Annotated in this window: 14 protein-coding genes; all 14 read left to right on the forward strand. The window is 62.5% G+C overall.

What is annotated here, in order from left to right; genetic code table 11:
- Positions 1-2 precede the first annotated feature (2 nt).
- Positions 3-1,259 (forward strand): hypothetical protein, encoded by a 1,257-nt coding sequence (locus C0398_01200; protein MBA4364608.1) that lies wholly within the window; start codon positions 3-5, stop codon positions 1,257-1,259.
- Complete coding sequence (locus C0398_01205) at positions 1,256-4,702, forward strand: DNA polymerase III subunit alpha (protein ID MBA4364609.1); 3,447 nt, start codon at positions 1,256-1,258, stop codon at positions 4,700-4,702. Before C0398_01200 ends, C0398_01205 begins: the two co-directional genes overlap by 4 nt.
- A 198-nt stretch (positions 4,703-4,900) precedes the next feature.
- Positions 4,901-5,362, forward strand: coding sequence for a hypothetical protein (locus C0398_01210; protein ID MBA4364610.1), 462 nt, complete (start codon positions 4,901-4,903; stop codon positions 5,360-5,362).
- Entirely contained in the window at positions 5,346-6,440 is a 1,095-nt protein-coding gene (nusA, locus tag C0398_01215) for a transcription termination factor NusA (GenBank protein ID MBA4364611.1), read from the forward strand. The genes C0398_01210 and nusA overlap by 17 nt, the downstream gene beginning before the upstream one ends.
- On the forward strand, positions 6,400-8,421 hold the full coding sequence (locus tag C0398_01220; GenBank protein MBA4364612.1) for a translation initiation factor IF-2: 2,022 nt from the start codon (positions 6,400-6,402) through the stop codon (positions 8,419-8,421). The genes nusA and C0398_01220 overlap by 41 nt, the downstream gene beginning before the upstream one ends.
- Before the next feature lie 602 nt (positions 8,422-9,023).
- Positions 9,024-9,548, forward strand: coding sequence for a 5-(carboxyamino)imidazole ribonucleotide mutase (gene purE / locus C0398_01225; protein ID MBA4364613.1), 525 nt, complete (start codon positions 9,024-9,026; stop codon positions 9,546-9,548).
- On the forward strand, positions 9,545-10,261 hold the full coding sequence (locus C0398_01230; protein MBA4364614.1) for a phosphoribosylaminoimidazolesuccinocarboxamide synthase: 717 nt from the start codon (positions 9,545-9,547) through the stop codon (positions 10,259-10,261). The genes purE and C0398_01230 overlap by 4 nt, the downstream gene beginning before the upstream one ends.
- Positions 10,258-10,509: a phosphoribosylformylglycinamidine synthase gene (locus C0398_01235; protein MBA4364615.1), complete on the forward strand. Its 252-nt coding sequence runs from the start codon at positions 10,258-10,260 to the stop codon at positions 10,507-10,509. Before C0398_01230 ends, C0398_01235 begins: the two co-directional genes overlap by 4 nt.
- A complete protein-coding gene (locus C0398_01240) occupies positions 10,506-11,222 on the forward strand; it encodes a phosphoribosylformylglycinamidine synthase I (protein ID MBA4364616.1) in 717 nt (238 codons plus the stop codon). Before C0398_01235 ends, C0398_01240 begins: the two co-directional genes overlap by 4 nt.
- Complete coding sequence (locus C0398_01245) at positions 11,203-13,413, forward strand: phosphoribosylformylglycinamidine synthase subunit PurL (GenBank protein ID MBA4364617.1); 2,211 nt, start codon at positions 11,203-11,205, stop codon at positions 13,411-13,413. Before C0398_01240 ends, C0398_01245 begins: the two co-directional genes overlap by 20 nt.
- Positions 13,410-14,831: an amidophosphoribosyltransferase gene (locus C0398_01250; GenBank protein MBA4364618.1), complete on the forward strand. Its 1,422-nt coding sequence runs from the start codon at positions 13,410-13,412 to the stop codon at positions 14,829-14,831. The genes C0398_01245 and C0398_01250 overlap by 4 nt, the downstream gene beginning before the upstream one ends.
- Positions 14,818-15,846, forward strand: coding sequence for a phosphoribosylformylglycinamidine cyclo-ligase (locus C0398_01255; GenBank protein ID MBA4364619.1), 1,029 nt, complete (start codon positions 14,818-14,820; stop codon positions 15,844-15,846). The genes C0398_01250 and C0398_01255 overlap by 14 nt, the downstream gene beginning before the upstream one ends.
- Positions 15,843-16,472, forward strand: a complete 630-nt coding sequence (locus tag C0398_01260) for a phosphoribosylglycinamide formyltransferase (GenBank protein MBA4364620.1) — start codon at positions 15,843-15,845, stop codon at positions 16,470-16,472. The genes C0398_01255 and C0398_01260 overlap by 4 nt, the downstream gene beginning before the upstream one ends.
- Complete coding sequence (purH, locus tag C0398_01265) at positions 16,469-18,007, forward strand: bifunctional phosphoribosylaminoimidazolecarboxamide formyltransferase/inosine monophosphate cyclohydrolase (GenBank protein ID MBA4364621.1); 1,539 nt, start codon at positions 16,469-16,471, stop codon at positions 18,005-18,007. The genes C0398_01260 and purH overlap by 4 nt, the downstream gene beginning before the upstream one ends.
- Positions 18,008-18,013: the final 6 nt, after the last annotated feature.

An 18,013-nucleotide genomic window follows, 5' to 3' on the forward strand; every position in this document is an offset into this window, starting at 1 on the left:
CCATGATGAAAAGGATGATCTTCCACCGGGCAGAAGCGCACCTCGCCTTGAACCAAAGGGCTCGGGGGCTGGCGCTCGGCCTCGCTCTGCTGCTTGTCATGTTTTCTCTGGCCGGCTGCGCCCGCCGAAATGTTGTCTCGCTCCGGATCGTCTCTGCGTACTCAGGCAAGGGCGTAGCCAATGCGACGCTGACGTTCACCGGCTCCGGCGGCTCCGAGTCCCTCGGCTCCGATGCGACCGGAACGGTTTTGGGACGGGTTCAGGCTGATCGGATACAGTTGAGCGTCGAAGCCGCAGGCTACCAGAAGGCGTTCATTCAGGTGGCGGACCTCACGCAATTGCCGACGACCGTCCAGCTGGCCCCACTCTTTCTTGGCGCCGGGACGGTGACATCCGGCGGCCAGCCCATAGCCGGAGCCTCCGTAACCGTATGGAACACGACGACGGCGACAGGGTCGGACGGAACGTTCACCTTCGAGGGGCTCGCAGAAGGAACCTATGTGGGAAGAGTCACGAAGCAGGGATTTGCCGACGCCACATTCGACCTGGTTGTCGGGAAGAACACGAAGGCGGTCAAGGTAACGCTCCAGGAGGGACAGCTCCTGCCGCTCTCCTCTCTTGCCACGCTTCCGGCGTACGAGCTGACAGCGTCATACCGCCGAACGCTGGGTGGCGAAGACAGGTCGTTCGATGGCCGTATCGTCAAGAACGGGAGTGACCTTCTTGTGATGAGTGGTGACCCGGCGAACCCGACGGCATCCCTCATGGTCCGCGGTGGCACAGGGTACGTGTTCGAGAACGGGGCGTACGTTGCCAAGGGTGAGACTGCGGCCGCAGCTGCGCACGTCCTGCAGGAAAGCTGCGAGGGTCTTCTCGGACTGCCGGCGACGTTCTCGCCGCGTCTCTTCACCATTGAGAAGCAGGCGCCGGTGCAGTTGCTGGGGCAAGCATGTGACGTCTGGAGCATGACTGGCCGGTTTACCTTCGACGGAGAGGCCGTCACGGCGACGGCGACGGTGACCGTCGGCACGACGGGCGCGCTGGCCGGTGTCCCAGTGAAGATAGTCCTCAACGCTCGCTCGCAGTCGTTCTTCGACTTTGTCTACGACGCCGTGGTCGAAGTGGTTTCACTCGACCAGGCACAGACTGCTGCCCGCTTCCCCCCCAAAGATGTTTCCTCAATCCCCCCGAGGATGTTCTTGTATCCGAGGGGTGTATTCGGAGGGGCGCTTCCCGGCGCAGTGAGGAACCCGGCATGAGCTTCGTCCACCTGCATCTTCACACCGAATACTCACTGCTGGATGGCATGAACAAGATCGCCCCGCTCGTTGCCCGTCTCAAGGAGATAGGGCAGACCGCGTGCGCCATCACGGATCATGGCAACATGTACGGTGTGCTGGACTTCTACCTGAAGATGAAAGATACCGGGCTCAAGCCGGTCATCGGCAGCGAGGTCTATGTGGCCCCGAACGGCCGCCTTGAGAAGGACAAGGAAGCGGGATTTCCCAACCACCTGATCCTCCTGGCGAAGGATTTCAAGGGCTATCAGAACCTGAGCCACATCGTCTCCGTCGGCTACCTCGAGGGCTTCTACTACAAGCCGCGTGTCGATTATGAAACACTGGAGAAGTACCACGAGGGGGTCATCGCCTTGTCCGCCTGCCTCAAGGGCGAGGTCGCCGAGACGGCCGCAAAGGGGGACGAGGAAAAGGCGCTAGGCATTGCCAGGAAGTACCAGGACATCTTCGGCAAGGAGAACTACTTCATCGAGCTCCAGAATCACGGCATCGAAGAGGAACTGCGCGCCCTCCCCATCCTTCGCAGCATCGCGAAGCGCATCGGTGCGAAGACCGTGGCTACCTGTGACAGCCACTACCTGCGCAAGGAAGATTACGCCGCGCACGAGGTTCTGCTCTGCGTCCAGACGTTGCAGAAGATGACCGACAAGGACCGCATGAGCTTCAACGGTCCGTATTATCATGTCATGACTGAGGATGAGATGCGCGAGCGCCTGCCCGAAGACGAGGAGGCCATCCAGAACACCCAGCTCGTTGCCGACATGTGCAACGTCGAAATGCCTCTTGGCATCTATCACCTGCCCCGCTACATCGAAGAAGGGCAGACGACACCATGGGATGCCGAGGTCAACCGCCAGCTGTTGGAGAAGATGACCATGGACGGCATCCAGCGCCTTTATCCTCCTGAACAGCTGGAAGAGGCGACGGCCCGGGCGCGGATGGAGTTGGACACGATCGAGAAGTGTGGGTTTGTCGACTACTTCCTCATTGTCCAAGACTTCACCCGGTTCGCTCGCCGCAAAGGAATTGCCGTCGGCCCTGGTCGTGGATCTGCTGCCGGCGCCATCGTCGCCTACGCGACCGGCATCACGGAAGTCGAGCCGCTGCGGTACAACCTGCTGTTCGAGCGCTTTCTCAACGCCGCCCGTATCTCGATGCCGGATATCGACATGGATTTCGAGGATGCGCGCCGGGGGGAGGTCATCCAGTATGTGCGCGAGCGGTACGGCGAATCCTCGGTCGCCCAAGTGGCGACCTTCGGCAGGATGGAGGCAAAGCAGGCCGTCCGTGACGTGGGGCGAGCTCTGGGCATGCTGCCAAAGGAGACGGACCTGATCTCCAAGCTCATCCCGTTCGGCACGGGCCTTGAGGACGCTCTCACAACGGTCGAGCAGCTGAAGAAGATGTATGATGACGGCACAAAGCTGAGCGGCACCACAGTCAAGGAGCTGTTCGATACGGCCATGAAGCTGGAGGGCGTCAACCGCAATTTCAGCACCCATGCCGCGGGCGTCGTCATCGCCGACACCGAGCTCACCAACTACCTGCCCCTGCAGCGCGACAAGGACGGCAACGTCATCACGCAGTGGGACCACAACTTGGTCGAGGCCTTTGGTCTCCTCAAGATGGACTTCCTGGGCCTCTCCTATCTGGGTGTTATCCAGAACACCGTCAAGATGGTCAAGGAGCAGCTTGGCGTGGTGGTGGACATCAGCCACGTCGACACGGAGGAACCGGCCGTCTACAACCTCATCAGCAGCGGTGACACGGTCGGGGTGTTCCAGATGGAATCCGGCGGCATGAAGGGCGTCGCGTCCGGCATCCGGCCAACCTCCATCGAAGACCTGACGGCCATCATCTCGCTCTACCGTCCCGGCACCATCAAGGCCGGCGGCATCCAGAAGTATATCGACCGCAAGAATGGCAAGGAGAAGGTCAACTACTACCATCCCAGCATTGAGGGCGTGCTCAAGCCGACCTACGGCATCATCGTGTACCAGGAACAGATCATGCAGATCGCCAACCGCATGGCCGGGTTCACGATGCAGGAAGCGGACATCCTGCGCAAGGGCGTCTCCAAGAAGAAGGCGGACATTCTGGCCAAGCAGCGGGCCGTCTTTGTCGAGAAGTCGATCGAGAAAGGCGTCCCAAAGAAGACCGCCGAAGACGTGTTCGCCCTCATCGACTTTTTCGCCGGCTACGGGTTCAACAAGTCCCACGGGGTTGCCTACGCCATCATGGTCTACCGCACGGCGTGGCTCAAGGTCCACTATCTCATTCAGTACCTGACGGCCCTCATGAACTCGGGCATCGATACCGAAGACCGTCTCAAGGAACTGGTCGCGGAATGCCGCAGCAAGAGGATCCCCGTCCTTCCACCGGATATCAACAAATCCGACAAGCTGTTCGCGGTGGAGACGCAGGCCGACGGTTCTCAGGGCATCCGGTTTGGCCTGCTTGCCATCAAGAACCTGGGTTCAAAGGCAATCGACGAGATCATGGAGGAGCGGTCCAACCGCACCTTTTCGACGTTCAAGGACTTCCAGCGGCGTTCTGGCGGCAGTAAGGTCAACCGCAAGTCCGTCGAATGCCTCATCAAGGCCGGAGCGTTCGAGAACCTCGGCGAGGACCGTGTCGCCGTCCTCAGGGAGTTCAACAACCAGAACGGCAAGGCGCCTGTCGCGGACGATTCAGGGACAGGCTTGTTCGGCGGCTCGGTCAACGAACCCGTGGTCTCCGTTTCCTCGTGCGATATGGTGGGCGCCGCGGCAATGGAGAAGGAAGCGTTCGGGTTCTTCTGCTTCTGCAGTCCCTTCCAGCAGTACGAACCCCTCCTCGCCAAGTACAAGGCCAAGCGTGTCTCGGAGTGCGCGGATTGTGACGACGGGACCGCCGTCACGGTCATGGGCCTCCTCACGTCTGCAAAGACCGCCAAGTCGAAGGCGGGGCACGCCTACGGCAAGTGCACGCTCGAGGACGACAGCCGCAAAGTGGAGCTGATAGTGTTCGAGTACGTCCTCGGGCAGTTCCAGCCGTGCTTCGACCGCGAGGGCGCCATCGTCCTGGAGGCGAACGTGCGCATGGACGGCGACGAATTGTCTCTGACGGCCAAGAAGTTCATCGACTTCGTGACGCCCGAACAGGCAAAAGGCTCAAAGCCGGTTTCCGTGACCCATCCCGTGCTCAAACTCACAATGACGGAGCAGCAGGTGAACGGCGAGACACTCAAGAACGTCCTCCTCCTCACGCACCACTATCCGGGCAAGGAGCATTGGCGCATCTTGTACCACAACACGACCGACCACTGCCTCGAGGTCGGCAACACCCACTGGGTCACCATCACCCCGGAGCTCCTGAAGGGACTTGCCGAGATCCTTGGTCCAAGTGGGGTAGACTACTCTTAGAGACGGGTCCGAGGACCTTGCCAAGTTGTAAAGGAAATTGAGGTTGTCATTCCGACATTCATAGGTATACTGTCTCTTGTAATGTCATGAACGTGACAAGCAACTGAGCGACATGACGTCCGAAAGCCCTGCTTTCGGACGTTTCATATTGGTGGAAACGAAAAGTGGGCGCGCGAGCGGGCCACTTTTTTGCTTCACATGGAGAGATGTATGGACACGAGATTTGCGGATATTGTGCAGCTGGAAGTGGCGAAGAGCGATACCACGCTCGTCGCTATCGAGAACGCTCCGGGCATGGTGAGCGTCGTGCTCATGATGCCGGGGAAAGACATCTCGGTCGATGAGCTCGAGAGCGTCAGCCGGGCGATTAGCCATGCGTTCATCGAGCTGTACGGCGACGACTATCTGCCGGCATTCGAGGTGACAAGCCCCGGATTGGACCGCGTTCTCAAGACAGCGCGGGAGCTGGAGCTCTTCGCCGGTCGGCTCGTGCGCGTAACGACGAAGGAGACCAGGGAGCCGATCATCGGAACTCTGGAGGCATCGGACGGGAGCAGTGTGCACGTGACTGTGCTCGGCGTAGACCGCGCGTTCGACATGCGGCAGGTGACGAAGATCTCGTTGTGGGACGAGATATTGGGAGGTGCGTGTGAGGGATGAGATCCAGAGTGCCATCTACGAGCTGGAGAAGGAACGGGGAATCTCCAGGGAATACATTGTGACAGCGATCAAGGAAGCCTTCGAGGCGGCATACCAGCAGCAGTACCAGAAAGACAACTTCCTGGTGAAGGCTGACACGGGTACCGGCCTTGTCCGGCTCTATTCGCGCAAGACTGTTGTAGCCAAGGTCACGGACAGCGACAGTGAGATCACGCTGAAGGACGCCCGCAAGGTGGAGCCAGAGGCGAAGACCGGGGACGACGTGCTCATCCAGGTCAAGATCGAGCAGCTGCCTCTGTCGGTGATCGTGAAGGCCCGCAAGTTCATCGACGACAAGATCAAGGAACGTGAAAATGATCTGGTCTTTGAGCGCTTTCACTCACAGGTGGGCACGCTGGTCAACGGCGAGGTCCTGCGCCAGAACAAGGAGGGATTGCTGATCAACCTTGCACGGTGCGAAGGCATCATGCCGAAGGATCAGCAGATCCCCGGAGAACGGCTGCGCTTTCAGGGTGTCGCCAAGGCGCTCATCCTGTCGGTCGACAAGTCGGCCCAGGGACCACGCGTGGTCCTGACGCGGTCACATCCGGACTTCATCCAGCGTCTCGTGGAGCTGGAGGTCCCCGAGGTTGGCTCGGGCCTCGTCGAGGTCAAGCGTATCGTCCGCGAGCCGGGCCAGCGCGCAAAGGTCGCCGTTTTCAGCCGCGATCCCAAGATTGATCCCGTGGGCGCAGTCATTGGGCCGATGGGCGGACGCATCCGCGCAGTGTCGCGCGAGATCGCGTTTGAGCACATCGATGTCATCCGATACGATCCAAATCCTGCAAAATACGCAATCAACGCCTTCAGCCCCGCCAAGGTGCTGGATGCAGAACGCAGGCCGGAGGACGGCACCTTTGTGGTGCACGCCACCGCCGAGTCGTTCCCTGTCGCCCTGGGTAAGGGTGGGGTCAACGTCCGGCTCGTAGAGCGGCTATTGGACGCGAAGGTGGAACTCGTTCAGGTAGAGGAAGGGCAGCCGCAAGCGGCCCCAACCCATGAGGCAGGTGAGACGCATGAAGAAAGTACGAATCTATGAGCTCGCTAAAGAACTGAATCTGAAGTCGGCACGCATGCTGGAGATCCTGGCTGAGCTGGGAGTCCCGGTGAAAGGCGTCGTCGGCACGATCGAAGAAGAAACGGCAACCCTTGTCAAGGAGATTGTCGACAAGGAGAAGGCCGCCTCGTCGGAGGTCAAGAAAGAGACCCCGAAGGCAGCCAAGGCGACCCATAAGGCCGCACCTGAAAAGGAGAAGGAGAAACCTACGCCCGCACCGGTCGAGCCTGTCATCATTGTAGAGAAGCCCAAAGCATTTGCCGAATCTGTCACCTATACAGCTTTCGCGAAGCAGTTTGACCTCAAGCAGCACGAGCTCAACACGATGATGCTCAAGAACGGCATCCCGGTGCGCGAGTGCGGTCTGCTGGACCCCGGTGATGCCAATTACCTTGCTCGTATCCTCGGCGAGAACTATGTTCCGTCATCGGAAAAGTTCATGAAGTCGTTCGAGACACGCCCTCCTGTCGTGACAGTCATGGGCCACGTCGACCACGGCAAGACGACGTTGCTGGATTTCATCCGCAAGAGTAGCGTCGCCAGCCGCGAGAAGGGTGGTATCACCCAGAAGATCGGCGCCTACGAGGTCCAAGTCAAGGGCAAGACCATTATCTTCATCGATACTCCCGGCCACGAGGCATTCACTTCGATGCGTCTCAAGGGCTCGCAGGTTACCGACGTGGTCATCCTGGTCGTCGCCGCCGAAGAGGGTGTCAAGGAACAGACCCTCGAGGCGCTTGACCACGCGAAGGCGGCCAAGGTGCCGATCATCGTTGCCATGAACAAGATCGACAAGCCCGAGGCGAATCCCGAGCGCGTCAAGCAGCAGCTGGCGGACCGCGGTCTGCAGCCAGACGACTGGGGCGGAGACACCGTCTTCCTTCCCGTGTCGGCCAAGACCGGGAAGGGCGTGGACGAACTGCTGGATATGATCCTCCTGCAGGCGGAGATGGCAGGACTCAAGACCCGGTCCTCCGTCGAAGCGTCCGGCTCCGTCATCGAGGCACGCGTCGACAAGAACATCGGTGTCCTGACTCGCCTGCTCGTGCAAACTGGAACACTCTATGTTGGTGACGACATCCGTGTCGGAGACTGTGTCGGCAAGATCAAGCGCATGACCAACGAGGCAGGCGCGAACCTGCGCGAAGCGAAGGCACTCATGCCCATCGAGGTCATGGGCCTGTCGGAACTGCCCGAGGCCGGTGAGGTCTTCCATATGGTGGAAGACGTCGACTCGTGCCGCATGATCATCGACGAGAAGCGGCAGAAGGAGCGACTTGCGTTCCTGGCGCAGGAACAGAAGAAGCCGCTGACGCTGGATGACCTGTTCAACGAAGAAGAGGCGCTGGAGAAGAAGAAGCTCACCCTCATCCTGAAAGCCGACGCTCTTTCCACACTGGACGCCGTCAAGTTCGAGCTGAGGAAGGTCAAGACCAAAACGATTCCTCTCGAGATCCTGCACGAGGGCACAGGCGGGATCACAAAGTCCGATGTTCTGCTGGCTTCCGCCAGCAACGCCGTCATCGTTGGCTTCAACGTGGTCCCTCTGGCCGAAGCGCTCAAGGTTGCCGCGACCGAGAAGGTTCAGATCCGCACCTATGATCTTATCTTCGAACTGGGCGACTCCATCGACAAGATGATTGCCGGACTGATCAAGCCGGTCTTCGAAGAAATCGTGCAGGGTCGCGCCCGCATCAAGGACGTGTTCAAGATCACCGGTGTCGGGGCCATCGCTGGGTGTCTGGTGGAGGACGGCAAGATCATCCGGGGCGCCAAGGCCCGCGTTGTCCGCAACGCCGTCGTTGTGTATGCCAACTCCAGCATCTCCTCGCTGAAGCGCTTCAAGGAAGACGCGAAGGAAGTCCTCAAGGGCTACGAGTGCGGTATGGGCCTGCAGAACTTCAATGACTTCAAGGTCGACGACATCATCGAAACCCTGGTGATGGAGGAGAAGAAGCCATAAGGCACGGTCTTCCTCGTTCTTGTTGAACAACGATCACCCCCCGAGCATGTTGGTTCAATGCCCCCGAGCACTTTTTTCCATGCGAGGGGCGCTTCTGAGGGGTGCTTTCGTGCCGGGCGTTCATCGTCCGGCGCTTTTTCACACGCGACGGACTGCGGGGTCCAGGCACAACCGGTGTGGATTGTTCACGATGTCTTCACCAGAATGAGGTGGTCTCCGGGGTGCTGTCGCGGGGAGGACCGCTTCCCTGGCCGCGGTGGGAGGGCATGAGTTGACAAGGTACCAGTCGTCGGATAGGATATCAATGTCACCATTCCGGGTGGAGAACCAGCCACCTGTTCAAAGGGAGAACGATTGATGGTCTTGGCTGAACTTCGACAATCAGCGACCACCACCGCCACCCGAATTCCGCCCTTACCCCATCCCCTGCTGGAAGACCAGCGCATTCTCCAGGTGCCACTGCCATGAGACAGTGGGGTCTGTCCCTGCATCGGGGGAAAGACTCCGACCTCATACCAACCAGACGATACCACCCCGGCTGCCCTGAATCCAGGCGACCGGGGTTTTTCCATTTCCTGAACGCGTACCAGCGAGGAGGCACCATGCCACAGATTGTCGTCGTCATGGGCAGCGATACAGATCTGCCCGTCCTGGAGCCGGCGTTTGCCCTGCTCTGTTCCTATCCCGTCACCTGGGAAGCACGTGTCATCTCGGCGCACCGCACGCCCGAGGCCGCCCAGGAATTTGCCCGAGGCGCTCGTTCCGGCGGTGTGCAAGTCATCATAGCGGCAGCGGGCAAGGCCGCCCATCTGGCTGGCGCTCTGGCCGCATCCACGACTCTGCCGGTCATCGGCATTCCCATTAGTACGCCTGGCCTGGGAGGACTGGACGCCCTGCTCGCCACCGTGCAGATGCCGGGCGGGGTGCCAGTGGCGACGGTCGGTATCGATGGTGCAAAGAACGCAGCTCTGCTGGCGCTGCAGATCGTGGGATTGGGGGACGCGCGGGTCGCGGCACAGCTTGTGGAGGAGAAGCGGCGTCTGGCAGACGAGGTGGGCAGCAAGGACAAGGTGGTCCGTGAGCACTACTGCAGTACCGTCGAGACTGAACAGGGAGGTTCAGCATGACACGCAGGGAACTGTTGTACGAGGGCAAGGCCAAGCGGGTGTACGGCACGGACGATCCGACGCGCTGCATCATCGAGTTCAAGGACGATGCCACGGCGTTCAACGGCGTCAAGAAGGGGACGATCGCGGACAAGGGGATCATGAACAATGAGATGTCCTCGTACCTGTTCACCATGCTCGCGGCAGCCGGCGTCGCCAATCATTTCATCCAGCGTCTGAGCGACCGGGAGATGCTCGTGCGGCGGGTGCAGATCATCCCGCTCGAGGTGATCGTGCGCAATATCGCCGCAGGGTCGATGAGCAAGCGTCTGGGTATTGCGGAAGGGACACTGCTTGCTGAACCGGTCGTCGAGTTCAGCTTCAAGGATGATGAGCTGGGAGATCCCTTGGTGAACGAGGACCATATCCGGGCGCTGGGCGCGGCCACGGACGCCGAAGTGGCGGCCCTCCGACGGCTGGCGCTGGAAGTGAACGGACTGCTTCAGGAGCGCTTTGCCGCCGCCGGCATCACTCTGGTCGACTTCAAGCTGGAGTTCGGGCGTGCAGACGGGGTGATCCTCCTTGCAGACGAGATCTCGCCGGATACCTGCCGCTTCTGGGACAGCGCGACGGGGAAGAAACTGGACAAGGACCGCTTTCGTCGCAACCTGGGTGCGGTCGAGGAGGGCTATCATGAGGTCCTCGGGCGCCTGCTGACCGGGAGGGGGCAATGAAGGCCCGCGTCCTGGTCACCCCAAAGAAGGGCATCGCCGACCCTCAGGGGACGGCCGTGGAGCAGGCACTCCACGCGCTCGGGTTCACCGATGTCAGTTCGGTCCGTATCGGCAAGGTCATCGACCTGGAGCTTCCGGCGGGCGACCGCACGGCAGCACTTGCAGCACTCACGCGCATGAGTGAACAGCTTCTCGCCAATACGGTCGTCGAGGCGTATTCCTGCAGCATCGAAGGCGAGGACGCATGAGGTTTGCGGTTGCCGTCTTCCCTGGCTCCAACTGCGACGTGGACGCGTACCGTGCTCTTCATGACGTCCTTGGCAGGACTGTCGCCTATCTCTGGCACCGCGAGACGGACCTGTCCGGCTTCGACGGTGTGATCCTGCCGGGCGGCTTCTCGTACGGCGACTACCTGAGACCGGGAGCCATCGCGCGGTTCGCGCCGCTCATGGAGGAGGTTGTCCGGTTTGCCGGTCAGGGAGGCATGGTCCTGGGTATCTGCAACGGCTTCCAGCTGCTCACCGAAGCGGGGCTGCTGCCGGGCGCCTTGCTGTGCAACCGTGACCTGACCTTCATCTGTGACACCGTACCGGTGCGTGTCGAGAATGCGGACACAGTGTTCACACGCCGCTGCCAGGCTGGGCAGGTGCTCCGGCTTCCCATTGCCCATGGCGACGGCAACTATGCCGTGGACGCGGCGACGCTGGCTGTCATGGAACGGCGGGGACAGGTGATCCTCCGCTATTGCGCCCCGGATGGCACGGCGGACGAGCAGCACAACCCGAACGGCTCCGTCGCTAACATTGCGGGCGTCATCAACGAGCAGGGCAATGTGGCCGGCATGATGCCGCATCCCGAGCGGGCGGCGGCGGAGCTGCTGGGCGGGACTGACGGTCTGTACATCCTGCAGTCCATGGTCCAGGAACTCGAAAGGAGGCAGAATGAGACTTGCCGGTGCTGAACGGGCTGCACGCGTCGGTCTCACGGACACGGAGTACGCGCGCATCGTCGAACTCGTCGGGCGCGAACCCGGAGAACTGGAGCTAGACCTTTTCGGCGTCATGTGGAGCGAGCATTGCAGCTACAAGACGTCGCGCCCTTTGCTGCGCCTCTTTCCCACGACGGGATCTGCCGTGCTTCAGGGGCCCGGCGAGAACGCCGGCATCGTCGATATCGGAGACGGGCTGGCGGTCGTCATGAAGGTCGAAAGCCACAACCACCCCTCTGCGGTCGAACCGTACCAGGGGGCGGCCACCGGTTCGGGCGGCATCATCCGGGACATCTTCACGATGGGAGCACGGCCCGTTGCCATGCTAGACTCGCTACGGTTCGGCGACCTTGGGGAGGCGCGGCAGCGCTCACTGTTCAGGGGCGTTGTGAAGGGGATCGGCGACTATGACAACTGCATGGGCATTCCGACGGTGGCGGGAGAGGTTGGGTTCGATGACTCCTACGCAGGCAATTGCCTGGTGAACGCGATGTGCGTGGGGATCATCAGGCACGGTGACATCAAGCGCGGCGCAGCCACAGGGGTCGGCAACCCCGTCATCCTCGTCGGCGCCACGACCGGCCGCGACGGCATAGGCGGCGCCAGCTTCGCCTCGGTGGACCTAACAGCCGCTTCGCAGGAACGCAAGTCCGCCGTTCAGGTGGGAGACCCGTTCCTCGAGAAGCTGTTGCTGGAGGCATGCCTGGAACTGTTCCGGACGGACGCGGTGGTCGGCATCCAAGACCTCGGTGCAGCAGGACTGACATCGGCAAGCTGCGAAACAGCGGCTCGGGGCGGCGTGGGGATCGATCTGGACGTTGCCCTGGTACCGCGCCGCGAGGACGGGATGGTCCCCGCCGAGGTCATGATCTCGGAATCGCAGGAGCGCATGCTGGTCATTGCACGCCAGGGGGGCGAAGAAGAAGTACAGCGCATCTTCGACAAGTGGGGCCTGAACGCCGCGGTCATCGGACTGGTCACGGACGATGGCATGCTGACCATCCGCGACGGAGGCGCCATCGTGGGACGGATCCCTGCCAAGGCGCTGGCGGAACAGGCGCCTCTCCGGCATCCCGAGGCGGTGCGTCCGGCATGGCAGGACGACCTGCTCGACCTGGACGTGACGAGCTTGCAGCAGCAGGACGACTGGACCGGCACGTTGACGGCGCTGCTGGGGACACCGACGATTGCCAGCAAGGAATGGGTCTACCGCCAGTACGACAGCGTCGTGCGCACGAGTACCGTCGTGGGTCCCGGCTCCGATGCGGCTGTCCTGCGTGTGGACGGGACAGACCGCGGCATCGCTCTGACGATCGACGGGCCGGGGCGGATGTGCCTGCTGGACCCGGCAACGGGCGCGGCCATGGCAGTCGCCGAGGCGGCACGGAACCTGGTGTGCAGCGGTGCAAGGCCGCTGGCCCTCACAGACTGTCTCAACTTCGGCAATCCCGAGAAGCCGGAGGTGTTCTGGCAGTTCAGCCAGGCGGTCGTCGGCATGAGCGACGCCTGTCGGAAGCTGGGGATCCCCGTGATCGGTGGCAACGTCAGCTTCTACAACGAAACAGGAGCGTCAACGATTGTACCCACGCCTGTCGTCGGCATGGTCGGCGTCCTCGAAGACCTTGGCCACATCTGCCGGCAGGGGTTTGGCGAACCGGGCAGTGTCGTGGTTCTGCTGGGTGTGAATACGGATGAGTTGGGCGGCAGTGAGTACGTCCGGCTGGCGACGGGCAGGACGGCCGGGCATGTTCCACTGCTCGATCTGGAGCGCGAGAAAGCAGTCCAGGAGCTGTGTCTGGCTGGGATACGCCGTGGGTTGATCCAGTCGGCGCATGACGTGAGCGATGGAGGCCTCGCGGTGACGCTTGCCGAGTCCTGCATCAGTGGGCGGACGGGGGCCGACCTCTCCCTGCCGGCCGGGATACGTTCCGATGCTCTTCTCTTCGGCGAGGCGCCGTCGCGGATTGTCGTCACCGTCGGCGCCGGCGACCCGCAAGCACTTGTGCATATGGCCCGCGAGACGGGGGTCCCGCTCACAGTGCTGGGGACGACAGGTGGAACATTGCTGAACATCAGTGTCTCAGGCAAACCACTCATCCAAGTGCCGGTCGCAGCTCTGGCGGCGGCCTGGAGCGGCTCACTGCCGCGGGTGATGAGCGTATGAGAGACATGACCGGTCTGCAGGAGGAATGCGGAGTGTTTGGTATTGTCGGCGGTCCGCAGACCCGCGCCGCCCATGCCACCTACTATGGTCTCTATGCCTTGCAGCACCGGGGTCAGGAGAGTGCGGGGATCGCCGTCAGCACGGCGAACGAGATCCTTCACCACAAGGCCATGGGGCTGGTGTCGGAGGTCTTCGACGAGAAGCGTCTTGCGACACTGCCCGGGACGATGGCATGCGGACATGTCCGGTACTCGACCAGTGGACGGAGCCTGGTCGTCAATGCGCAGCCACTCGTCGTGCGTTACCGTGGCGGGGCGCTGGCCCTTTCCCACAACGGCAACCTCGTCAATGCCCCATCCCTGCGCGCAACGCTGGAGCAGGAAGGGGTCATCTTCCAGACGTCCATCGACAGCGAACTCTTCGCCAACCTGGTAGCGCGCGCCGACACGGGGAACATTGTGGACGCTGTCCACAATGCCATGTGTGTCGTATGTGGAGCTTACGCCCTGGTCATCATGACCCCGGACACGCTTATCGGCGTGCGCGATCCCGACGGTATCCGCCCCCTGAGCATCGGGCGCGGCGAAGACTGCTGGATGCTGGCCTCCGAGAGCTGCGCCTTCGACGCTGTCGGAGGGACACTCGTCCGGGACGTGGAGCCGGGCGAGGTCGTGACGTTGAGTTGCGGCGGGGTGACGAGTCACCCGTCGGGACTGGCGCGGCCGGAGCGCCTGTGCATCTTTGAGTTCATCTACTTCGGGCGTCCCGACAGCGTGATGGGGGCTAATACGATGTACATTGTGCGCAAGCGTGCGGGCAGTCTGCTGGCCCGCCAGGCGCCGGCGTGTGCCGACATTGTCGTGCCGGTGCCTGATTCAGGCATATCGGCGGCCGTAGGGTATGCCGAGACGTCAGGGATCCCCTTTGCCGAGGGGTTCGTGAAAAACAGGTACGTCGGGCGGACGTTCATCCAGCCCGAACAGTCGCTGCGGGCGACGGGGGTCGACCTCAAGCTCAGTGTCCTTGTGGATGTCGTCCGTGGCAAGCGGGTCGTGCTGGTCGACGATTCCATCGTGCGAGGGACAACCATCCTGCGGCTCATCCGGAAACTGCGTACGGCGGGGGCTGCGGAGATTCACCTGCGTGTGGCGTCTCCGCCAGTCGTGTGTCCGTGCCACTTCGGCATCGACACGCCGTCACGCGGCGAACTGATCGCCGCCAGCCTGGATCCAGCCGCGATCTGCGGGCGGGTAAACGCGGACTCGCTCCAGTACCTGAGCATCAGGGGTCTGCGGGAAGCAGTCGGGGGCAAGGGGAGCTGTGATGCATGTTTCAGCGGCGAGTATCCCATGGAGGTCCCCGACGAGGGAAACAAGTTGAGCCTTGAACAGGCGGAGGTGGCGCATGCAACGGGATAGCTATCAGCAGGCGGGCGTGGATATCACTGCGGGCGACCGGGCGGTCGAGCTGATGCGGACGGCCGTCGCCTCGACAGTGACGCCCGGTGTCCTGGGGGACATCGGCGGGTTCGGGGGCTGCTTCCAGCCCAATCTGACAGGGGTCGCCGAACCAGTCCTCGTCTCGGGGACCGATGGGGTGGGGACCAAGCTCAAGATCGCCTTCATGACCGGCCGCCATGACACGGTGGGGATCGACTGTGTCGCGATGTGTGCCAACGACGTGGCAGCAATGGGGGCCGACCCGCTGTTCTTCCTGGACTACATCGCCCTTGGCCGGCTGGTGCCGGAGCGCGTCGCCGAGGTCGTGGGAGGGGTGGCGGCAGGCTGTTGCCAGGCGCACTGCGCGCTCGTGGGCGGCGAGACGGCCGAGATGCCGGGCTTCTATCCTGTCGACGAGTACGACCTTGCCGGGTTCTGTGTGGGACTGGTCGACCGAGGTCATATCGTCGACGGACACACGGTGCGTGCAGGTGATATCTTGGTCGGTCTCCCCTCGTCGGGACTGCACAGCAACGGCTTTTCGCTCGTGCGCCACATCGTGTTCGACCAGCACCTTCTGGACGTCGGCACGTATGTGCCCGAGCTCGGTCGTACAATTGGAGAGGAACTGCTCCAGCCGACGATCATCTACGTGGACGCGGCGGCGCGCGCCCGCGCAGCAGCCCCTGTCGGAGGGATGGCGCACATCACCGGGGGCGGACTCCCGGGCAACATCCCACGCGTCGTACCGCAAGGGCTGCGGGTGGAACTGGACATCCGTGCCTGGCAGGCGCCTCCCGTGTTCGACTGGCTGACGCGACTGGGCAAGCTCGAGGAGCAGGAGTGCTACCAGACGTTGAACATGGGTCTGGGGTTTGTGTTCATCGTGCCGGAGGCCTCCGTGGACGGCGTCGTCAAGGCTCTTACCGGCGAAGGGGCGCGTGCCGTGGGCCGCATCGTCCCCGGGGAACCAGGCGTGGAGCTGTGCCGATGACACGCATCGCCATTCTGGCGTCGGGCAACGGTACCGACTGTGAGGCGGTCATGACGGCGGTGGAACAGGGACAGATACCGGATGCCACCGTGGCTGTCGTCATTGCGGACAGGCCCGCGCCGGGGCTGGATCGGGCCCGCCGCCATGGTGTCACGGCACTGTTGATCGACAGGCGGGCATGTAGACGGGCTGCGTACGACACCGCTCTCGCAGCCGCTCTGGCGGAGCACCGGGTGGACCTCGTCGTCCTCGCGGGCTATCTGAGCATGGTGGACGGCGCGACGGTGACGACGTATCGGAACCGCATCATCAACGTCCATCCGTCGCTGATCCCAGCGTTCTGTGGACATGGTTTCTATGGAGAGCGCGTGCATCAGGCCGTGCTGGACGCCGGGGCGAAACTGACTGGGGTGACCGTGCACTTCGTCGACGAAGGAACCGACTCGGGCCCCATCATCCTGCAAGAGGCGGTGGATGTGCTCGATACGGACGACGTGGCGACATTGGCCGCGCGCGTGCTGGTCGTCGAGCACCGGCTGCTGCCAGAGGCCGTGGCACTGTACTGCAGTGGTCGACTGTCCGTTCAGGGGCGGCAGGTTCATATCATGGGGGAGGGGAAGAAATGAAACGACGCGCAATCATCAGTGTGTCAGACAAGACGGGCGTGGTTGACCTGGCCCGGCGTCTCGTGAGCATGGGATGGGAGATCGTGAGTACCGGCGGGACTGCCGCCAGTCTTGCGGCGGAAGGGGTCCCGGTGACGGCGGTCAGTGACGTGACCGGTTTTCCCGAGTGCCTGGACGGGCGCGTCAAGACCCTGCACCCGGCGGTGCATGCCGGCATCCTTGCGCGCAGGGACATACCCGCGCACATGGAGCAGATCGCGAAACTCGGTGTGGTCCCCGTGGACCTCGTCGTGGTGAACCTTTATCCGTTCCGTCAGACGGTCGAGCGCCCCGGCGTCACGTGGGACGAAGCCGTGGAACAGGTGGACATCGGCGGACCGTCGCTCATCCGCGCGGCGGCCAAGAATAGCGCGGCCGTGACAGTCGTCGTGGACCCCGCCGACTATGACCGTGTCCTGGCGGAATTCGAACGGGACGGCGATATCAGCGAAGCGACACGGCGTGAGCTGGCCGCCCGCGCGTTCCGGCATACAGCCGCGTACGACGCCTTCATTGCGGGGTGGTTCGGGGGGCAGCTGGGCGTCCGCTTCCCGGAGCAGCTCACGCTGACCTGGGACCGCCGGCAGGAACTCAGGTACGGCGAGAACCCACATCAGGCAGCCGCCCTCTACGTGGACCCCATCCCCGCAGCCGGATCAGTGACCGCGGCACAGCAGCTGAACGGCAAGGAGCTTTCCTTCAACAACATCGGCGATGCGGACGCGGCGCTCGCCTGTCTCACCGAGTTTTCCAAGGATATGCCGACCGTCGTCGCCGTCAAGCACGGCATCCCGTGCGGCGTCGGCACGGGTCCTGACCTGATGACGGCCTGGAGGAAAGCCCGGGACGGAGACCCGGTCTCGATCTTCGGAGGTGTCGTCGTAGCGAATGGGACGGTTGAAGCTCCGCTGGCCGCGGAGATGGCCGAGCTGTTCCTCGAGATCATCCTTGCCCCGGGGTACACAGAGGGCGCGCTCGACATCCTGCGGCGGAAGAAGAATCTGCGGGTTCTGCAAGTGACCGCGGCTACGCTGGGACAGGACGAGGTTGCGCTGCGTGACGTATGTGGCGGGCTCCTGGTGCAGAACCGGGACGCGCTGCTGCTGAAGGACGAACCGAGGGTTGTTACTGTGAGTCGACCGACCGCTGAGGAACAGGCGGACCTCCTGCTTGCCTGGCGGGTCGTGAAACACGTCAGGTCCAATGCCATCGTCCTGGTCAAAGGTGAGGGGACGATCGGCGTCGGCGGTGGTCAAACGAATCGCATCTGGGCATTGCAGAACGCTATTCGCCAGGCGACGACTCCTCCCCTGGGGGCGGTGCTGGCTTCAGACGGGTTCTTCCCCTTCGCGGATTCTGTCCAGGCAGCGGCCGCTGCAGGAATCCGTGCCATCATCCAGCCTGGGGGATCCGTCAGGGACGCGGAATCGATCGCGGCTGCAGACGAGGCCGGCATCGCGATGCTGTTCACAGATATGCGGCACTTCCAGCACTAGGCTGGG

It is taken from the genome of Coprothermobacter sp. (assembly GCA_013824685.1).
Classification (GTDB): Bacteria; Caldisericota; Caldisericia; order Cryosericales; family Cryosericaceae; genus Cryosericum.

Bases quoted from the DNA above. Each gene is read 5' to 3' on its own strand.
- C0398_01200 (MBA4364608.1), top strand. From the start codon at position 3: ATGATGAAAAGGATGATCTTCCACCGGGCAGAAGCGCACCTCGCCTTG.
- C0398_01205 (MBA4364609.1), top strand. From the start codon at position 1,256: ATGAGCTTCGTCCACCTGCATCTTCACACCGAATACTCACTGCTGGAT.
- C0398_01210 (MBA4364610.1), top strand. From the start codon at position 4,901: ATGGAGAGATGTATGGACACGAGATTTGCGGATATTGTGCAGCTGGAA.
- C0398_01220 (MBA4364612.1), top strand. From the start codon at position 6,400: ATGAGGCAGGTGAGACGCATGAAGAAAGTACGAATCTATGAGCTCGCT.
- purE (MBA4364613.1), top strand. From the start codon at position 9,024: ATGCCACAGATTGTCGTCGTCATGGGCAGCGATACAGATCTGCCCGTC.
- C0398_01230 (MBA4364614.1), top strand. From the start codon at position 9,545: ATGACACGCAGGGAACTGTTGTACGAGGGCAAGGCCAAGCGGGTGTAC.
- C0398_01235 (MBA4364615.1), top strand. From the start codon at position 10,258: ATGAAGGCCCGCGTCCTGGTCACCCCAAAGAAGGGCATCGCCGACCCT.
- C0398_01240 (MBA4364616.1), top strand. From the start codon at position 10,506: ATGAGGTTTGCGGTTGCCGTCTTCCCTGGCTCCAACTGCGACGTGGAC.
- C0398_01245 (MBA4364617.1), top strand. From the start codon at position 11,203: ATGAGACTTGCCGGTGCTGAACGGGCTGCACGCGTCGGTCTCACGGAC.
- C0398_01250 (MBA4364618.1), top strand. From the start codon at position 13,410: ATGAGAGACATGACCGGTCTGCAGGAGGAATGCGGAGTGTTTGGTATT.
- C0398_01255 (MBA4364619.1), top strand. From the start codon at position 14,818: ATGCAACGGGATAGCTATCAGCAGGCGGGCGTGGATATCACTGCGGGC.
- C0398_01260 (MBA4364620.1), top strand. From the start codon at position 15,843: ATGACACGCATCGCCATTCTGGCGTCGGGCAACGGTACCGACTGTGAG.
- purH (MBA4364621.1), top strand. From the start codon at position 16,469: ATGAAACGACGCGCAATCATCAGTGTGTCAGACAAGACGGGCGTGGTT.